Origin of the sequence: Nocardia sp. MH4, from assembly GCF_019266065.1 — a bacterium.
GTDB lineage: Bacteria > Actinomycetota > Actinomycetes > Mycobacteriales > Mycobacteriaceae > Nocardia > Nocardia canadensis.
The window spans coordinates 1-5,248 of the sequence record NZ_LPNR01000008.1; the positions used below are offsets into that span (position 1 = coordinate 1).

Here is a 5,248-nt window from a genome sequence, read left to right on the forward strand (position 1 = left end):
GAAACGCCCGGTCCCATTCCGAACCCGGAAGCTAAGGCCACCTGCGCCGATGGTACTGCACTCGACAGGGTGTGGGAGAGTAGGACACCGCCGGAACATCACTGCGAAAGGCCCTCCAACTACGGTTGGAGGGCCTTTTTGCGTTCGCGTCCTGGGGCCCGTGCGCCGGATTCGGGGACTACCGTGGAAGCTATGGCGACCACGAGGATCGGCACGCACATCAACGCGCCTCGCTCGACTGTGTATCGACTGCTGCTCGAGGCGGACGCGGTGACGCAGTGGATGATGCCGGACGGCATGAGCTGCGAAGTACACCGGTTCGAGCCCGAGGCCGGCGGCTCCTTCTCGATCACCGTGACCAACGACGAACCCTCCCCGTCGGGCATAGCTGAGCTCCAGCACGACGCCTACTACGGACGGTTCCTGTCCTTGGTTCCGGATGAGCGGGTGGTGGAGGTGATGGAGTTCGTCACCGGCAGGCCGGATATGGAGGGCGCGCAGTCCATCACGTTCTCCCTGAGCGACGCCGCCGGAGGCGGCACCGACCTGGAGGTGCTGCACGAGGACGTGCCCCAGGGGCTGACAGCGGCCGACAACGAGACGCACTGGCGGATGGGGCTGCGCAAACTCGCCGCCCTGGCCGAGCGCGGCACGGTCGACTGACCGGCCGCACCCGGCCGGTGGTCAGCGCACCGCGTCGTCGGCGCGCGGGGTGATGGTCGAGGCGGGGACCAGGTTCCACGCTTCGAGCTGCTTGCGGATCTGCTCGGCGGCGTCGATATTGAGCGGGCCGCTGGTCCACAGCGCGTACGGCAGGTTGAAGAACCGGCTGTCGCGGACGGCGCGCAGCCCGTTGATGCCGGGCTTGCCGCGCAGCAGTTCCACCTTCTGTGCGTAGCTCTGGCCGGGGTAGTCGACGAACATGATCGCGTCCGGGTCCGCGGCGGCCAGACGTTCCCACGAGACCTTGGTCCAGGTGTCGGCGACATCGTCGAGGACGTTGCGGGCGCCCGCGGCGTCGAGGATCGCCTGGGGCGCCCCGAACGTGCCGCTGGAGTAGATGGTGTCGGTGCCGCTGTCGAACAGGAAGACCGTCGGTGCCTTCGCCGGTTTCGGGGCGGCGGTGAGAGCGGCGAGCCTGCGATCGAGGTCGGCGGTGACCTCGGCCGCGCGGTCGGTGCGACCGGTGATCGCGCCCAGATCAGTGAGATCGGTGCGCAGGGCGGTCCAGGGTTCGACGGTGCCGCGTGCGGCAGCGCCGTCCTGCTGGCGGCAGCTCTCGGTGAGGACGTAGGCCGCCACCCCGTCCTTCTGGAGGGAGGCGGGGGTGAGGTTGCTCGCCTCGTCGTAGCCGTAGCTCCAGCCGGCGACCATGACGTCCGGGCGCTGGGCGAGGACGGTTTCGCGCGACGGGTACTCGGGGGCGACCGAGGTCAGCCCGTCGACGACGGCCGCACCGTAGTGCCTGCGCAGGGTGTCGGCGTCGCGCTGGATGCTCGACACCGCGGCCACCTGGTCCTGGGCGCCGAGCGCCAGGACCATCGAGACGAGGTTGCCGTCGTTGACGAACAGCCGTTGGGCGGGTGCGGGGAAACGGGTGTCCTTGCCGCAGTTGCGCACCGTGATGGTCGACGCGGTGTCCGCCGAGGTGCCGGTGCAGGCCGCCAGGACGGCGGCGAGGGCGGTGGTGGCCAGGATTCGGCCGGTGTTCTTCATCAGCGCGCCTTTCGCGGGGTGATCAACAGATGGTCCTCGCCGGTGACCGGGTGCCGGACTCGGGTGGCGTCCACGCCGAACACCTCGGCGACGACGTCGGGGGTCAGTGCCTCGGCGGGCGGTGCCGGTGGGCGGGCGATGCCGTTGTGCAGCACGATGATCCGATCGCAGTAGCGGTCGGCCAGCGACAGATCGTGCAGGGCGGCGACGACGGTGCGGCGCAGTCCACGGACCAGGCCGAGGAGCTCGAGTTGATGGGTGACATCGAGGTGGTTGGTCGGCTCGTCCAGCAACAGGACCGGGGTGTCCTGGAGCAGGGCTCTGGCCAGCAGCACCCGCTGCCGCTCGCCACCCGACAACCGGTGCACCGGGCGGTCGGCGAAACCCGAAAGGTCGACCGCCGCCAGTGCTTCCAGCACCTGCTGCCGCTCGCGCGGCGCGCCGAGACCCCACGGCGGCAAGTAGGGTGTCAAGCCCAGTGCGACCACTTCGCCGACGAGCATGTCGGCGGGCGGGCTCTCGTCCTGGGCCACCAGTGCCACCGCGGTCGCCCGCTGTCGTGGTCGCAGCTCGTGCAGCACTCGGCCCTCGACGAGCACGCGGCCGCGCGCGGGCTTGCCGATACCGGCCAGCGTTCGCAGCAGCGTCGTTTTGCCGCTGCCGTTGGGGCCGACGATGCCGATTGTCTCGCCGGGCGCGATCGAGAAGTCCACGTCGGCAACGATGTTCCGCCGGCCGACGGCGCACGTCAGTTCGAATGCTCGCACCGCTGCGGGCGGCGCGGGGTCGGGGCGGGCCATGCTGTCGACCCTCGCGGGGGATTCGGGGGTGTCGGCGCCACCGTGCTCTGTGCCGCGCACCCCGTCGCCGAGGAGATCGTCGGTCACCGTTCGAGGGATGTGGTCGCGGGCTTCGCCGGGATCGTCGGCCGCGGTGCGTGCGTCGGACCGGTTGTCGTCGCGATGCGCATCGGCGGAATCGGCCGAGGGGGCACCCTGCTCGTCCGGCTCGGTGCCGGCGCACGGCGCCGAACGGGGAGCGGGGTGTTCGTGCGTGGTCATGACGCGCCGAACCGGTAGCGCCTGCGGCCCATCAGGAGCAGGAAGGTGGGGGCACCGATCAAGCCGGTGAGGACCCCGACGGGGATCTCGGTGGGGCGCACCAGGACCCGGGTCGCGGCATCGGCGATCACGAGGAACAGCGCGCCGCACAGGGCACAGGCGGGGAGGAGGTCGCGGTGGCGTGGGCCGACGATCATGCGCGCGGCATGGGGAACGACGAGGCCGACGAAGCCGATCCCGCCCGACACCGCCACCAGCACACCGACGAGAACCGCCAGCAGCACGAACAATCCGAGGCGCAGTTCCTTCACCGGGACGCCGATCGAGGACGCGGTGGTCGCGCCGAGGGTGAGCGCGTCGAGCCAGCCGGCGATGGACAGCAGGACACCACCCGCGAGGAGCACGACGACCAGCGGCAGCGCGAGTGTCGTCCAGTCCGCCCCGGCCAGGCTCCCGAGCAGCCAGAACAACACCGACTGCGCGGCGGCGGGATCGGTACTGCGGAAGACCAGATAGCTGCTGAACGCGGCGAAGGCCGAGCCGAGCACGGTGCCGGTGAGGACCAGCCGCAGCGGGGTCAGTCCGCCCTGGGCGAAGGCGACGAGCAAGACGAGCGTCGCCGCGCCGAACGCGCCGGCCAGCGCGCCGCCCGACAGCGCCCAGATGCCCGCGCCCGCGAACAGGCCCGAGGTGATCACCGCGGCCGCGCCCACGCCCGCGCCGGAGGAGACGCCGAGCAGGTAGGGATCGGCGAGGGGATTGCGGACCAGGGTCTGCATCGCCGCGCCCGCCAGCGCGAGACCGGCGCCGACCACGGCGGCCAGGACCGTGCGGGGCACCCGGAGCTGCCAGACGATGGTGTCGATGCCGAGATCGGTGGGTGTGGTCCCGGTCAGGCGGGCGCCCAGGGTGTCGAGCACCGCGGACACGGGGACGATCTCGGCGCCGAAGCCGGTCGCGCCGATCATGGCGGCCAGCAACAGCGTCCCGAGCAGGGGGAACGCGAGCGATGTCCGGGCACGGATCATCGCGGTATCTCCAGAGGCAAGGCGCGGCCCTTTCAGAGGGTGCCCGGCGAGGGAGGTCTGACTTTCGCCGCGAGGCGATCACAGTGGCGCGACCGTTCCGGAGTTGCACCGGATTCCCGCACCCGCCGGGGATGACGACCGAACTCTAGCGTGGCACCCGGTGCCAGCGGTCTACCGGGGGACCGGCCGGTAGACCGGTCTTCCAATCACGCTAAGGCTAATGCTATTCGGGAAAACCCCGGATTGATTCAATCCCTCTATGCACCGACCGAATACGTTCCTGCCCGGCCTGCGAGGCCGTGCCACCGCCGCGCTTCTCGCGGTGGCCACCGTTGCGACGCTCGGCCTGAGCGGATGCTCGAACGGCAGCGACGCACCGGTCGGCACCCCGGACGCGCCCCTGCCGACCGAGGTTCCCGCGGGCACCACGCTCGTCGTGGCCGACCAGCAGGAGCGGCTGCAATCCGCGCTGCGGCTGTCCGGTGAGCTGGACAAGCTGCCGTTCAAGATCGAATTCGCCAACTTCGTCGGTGGCCCGGCCATTCTCGAGGCCTTCCGGGCCGGTGCCGCCGATGTGGGTCAGGTCGGCGACGTGCCGCCGATCCACGCGCTGGCCGCCGGTCAGGACGTGCCGATCGTCGGTTCGTATCAGACCAACCCGCAGGCGTTGAAACTGGCTGTCGCGCCGGGCCGTTCGATCAGCAAGCTCGCCGACCTGAAGGGCAAGAAGATCGCCTATGCCGAGGGCACCGCGCAGCAGGCGGCCGTGCTCAAGGCGCTCACCAAGGCGGGGCTGAAGCCCACCGACGTGCAACTGGTCCGACTGCAGCTCGCGGAGTTCCTCGATGCCGTGCGCACCGGTCAGGTCGACGTGGCGCCGCTGATCGAGCCCAACGTCACCCGGCTGCTGCGCACCCAGGGCGCCTCGGTGATCCCCGATTCGGAGACGACCGGGATCTACAGCGGCCTGGCCTACCTCTACGCGCGCCGCGCCGTCGTCCAGGACCCGGCCAAGGCCGCCGCCACCCGCGCCCTCGTCGGCGCGTTCGTCCGGGCCTGGCACTGGACCAACACCCACCGCGAGGAGTGGGCGACCAAGTACTACGTCGACAGTCAGAAGGTCAGTGCCGACGACGCCGAGCGGATCGTCGAATCGCTGGGCACCTACACCTTCCCGCACCTGGACCAGCAGCTGGTCGCCCGGCAGCAGACCACCATCGACGCGATCGACGCCGTCGGCGAGCTGCCGAAGAAGATCAGGGCCTCCGACGGCTTCGACCTGCGCTTCGACGCCGCGGTCACCGAAGCGGTCACCGCCGGCGGGGCGGCGTTCGCGCCGGCGGCGGGCTGATGGCCACCCTCGACGCCGGGGTGCTGCGGCGGATCCGCAGTACCCCGGCGCCGGTCGCGGCGCTCGCGCCACGCGGGCGGGGCAGGCGCACA

General features: G+C 70.9%; 5 protein-coding genes, 1 rRNA gene and 1 riboswitch. Of the genes, 3 read left to right on the top strand and 3 right to left on the bottom strand.

The annotated features are described in order from the left end of the window. Nucleotides 1-96 (top strand): 5S ribosomal RNA (gene rrf / locus ATM97_RS00085); the annotation flags it as partial. Nucleotides 97-192: 96 nt separating this feature from the next. Next, nucleotides 193-663, top strand: coding sequence for an SRPBCC domain-containing protein (locus ATM97_RS00090; RefSeq protein WP_218715837.1), 471 nt, complete (start codon nucleotides 193-195; stop codon nucleotides 661-663). A 21-nt stretch (nucleotides 664-684) separates the two neighbouring features. Here the strand turns inward: ATM97_RS00090 and ATM97_RS00095 are convergent, their stop codons facing one another. The 3 genes from ATM97_RS00095 to ATM97_RS00105 are packed head-to-tail and all read right to left on the bottom strand — an operon-like array spanning nucleotide 685 to nucleotide 3,805. Next, on the bottom strand, nucleotides 685-1,716 hold the full coding sequence (locus ATM97_RS00095) for an ABC transporter substrate-binding protein (RefSeq protein WP_218715838.1): 1,032 nt from the start codon (nucleotides 1,714-1,716) through the stop codon (nucleotides 685-687). Further along, complete coding sequence (locus ATM97_RS00100) at nucleotides 1,716-2,777, bottom strand: ABC transporter ATP-binding protein (RefSeq protein WP_255586488.1); 1,062 nt, start codon at nucleotides 2,775-2,777, stop codon at nucleotides 1,716-1,718. Before ATM97_RS00100 ends, ATM97_RS00095 begins: the two co-directional genes overlap by 1 nt. Next, on the bottom strand, nucleotides 2,774-3,805 hold the full coding sequence (locus ATM97_RS00105) for an iron ABC transporter permease (protein ID WP_218715839.1): 1,032 nt from the start codon (nucleotides 3,803-3,805) through the stop codon (nucleotides 2,774-2,776). The genes ATM97_RS00100 and ATM97_RS00105 overlap by 4 nt, the downstream gene beginning before the upstream one ends. A 54-nt stretch (nucleotides 3,806-3,859) precedes the next feature. Beyond that, a riboswitch (cobalamin riboswitch) is annotated at nucleotides 3,860-3,923 on the bottom strand. Between the two features lie 141 nt (nucleotides 3,924-4,064). On the opposite strand from ATM97_RS00105, the gene ATM97_RS00110 reads away from it, so the two are divergent. Then, entirely contained in the window at nucleotides 4,065-5,156 is a 1,092-nt protein-coding gene (locus tag ATM97_RS00110) for an ABC transporter substrate-binding protein (RefSeq protein WP_218715840.1), read from the top strand. Nucleotides 5,157-5,248: the final 92 nt, after the last annotated feature.

Excerpts from the sequence above, each read along its gene's own strand:
- ATM97_RS00095 (WP_218715838.1), bottom strand. The coding sequence starts at position 1,716 with ATGAAGAACACCGGCCGAATCCTGGCCACCACCGCCCTCGCCGCCGTC.
- ATM97_RS00105 (WP_218715839.1), bottom strand. The coding sequence starts at position 3,805 with ATGATCCGTGCCCGGACATCGCTCGCGTTCCCCCTGCTCGGGACGCTG.
- ATM97_RS00090 (WP_218715837.1), top strand. The coding sequence starts at position 193 with ATGGCGACCACGAGGATCGGCACGCACATCAACGCGCCTCGCTCGACT.
- ATM97_RS00110 (WP_218715840.1), top strand. The coding sequence starts at position 4,065 with ATGCACCGACCGAATACGTTCCTGCCCGGCCTGCGAGGCCGTGCCACC.
- ATM97_RS00100 (WP_255586488.1), bottom strand. The coding sequence starts at position 2,777 with ATGACCACGCACGAACACCCCGCTCCCCGTTCGGCGCCGTGCGCCGGC.